The 778-nt window shown below is 67.9% G+C and carries 1 protein-coding gene; it reads left to right on the top strand.

Features of this window, described 5'->3' with window-relative positions; all coding sequences use genetic code 11:
• On the top strand, window positions 1–778 hold a 778-nt coding region (locus WDC82_RS25115; RefSeq protein WP_340120194.1), incomplete at both ends, for a calcium-binding protein.

The following is a 778-nucleotide window of genomic DNA, read 5'->3' on the forward strand; positions in this document are numbered from 1 at the left end:
GCTGGACGGCGGCCGCGACGACGACGTGATCCTGGCCGGCGACGGCTTCGACACGGTCTACGGCGACTGCGGCGAGGACAGCATTTTTGCCGGCGACGGCGACGACTTTGTCGACGCCGGCCGCGACGACGACCTGGTCAACGGCGGCTGGGGCGACGACACCATCCTTGGCGACCGCGGCGATGACACCCTGGACGGCAGCGATGGCGACGACGTCATCGATGGCGGGCGCGGTGACGACTATGTCGCCGGCGGCGATGGTGACGACACCATCCTCGGCGATCGCGGTGACGACGACCTCGACGGCGGTGACGGCGACGACGTCATCTTCGGCGGGCGTGACGACGACTATCTCGTCGGCGGCGATGGTGACGACACCCTCTTCGGCGAGCGCGATGACGATACCCTGGTCGGCGGTGACGGCGACGACGTCCTCGACGGCGGCTACAACACCGATCTTCTCGAAGGCGGCGAGGGCGACGACCTGCTGCTGGGCGGGCGTGACGACGACACCCTGATCGGCGGCGAGGGCGACGACACCCTGACCGGTGGCCATGGCGACGACCTCTTCGTGTTCGACACCGGCAGCGGCTCCGACCTCGTCACCGACTTCGATCCCGGCAACGACATGATCCAGCTGAACGGCTTTTCCATCACGAGCTTTGCGGAACTGATGGCAGTGGCCGCCAACGACGGCGGCGATGTCGTCTTCACCCTGGATGAGATCGCCGGCGACGAGCTGCGCCTCGTCGGCCTCAACACCGACGACCTCCACGAC

The organism is Pelagibius sp. 7325 (assembly GCF_037652055.1).
GTDB lineage: Bacteria > Pseudomonadota > Alphaproteobacteria > Kiloniellales > Kiloniellaceae > Pelagibius.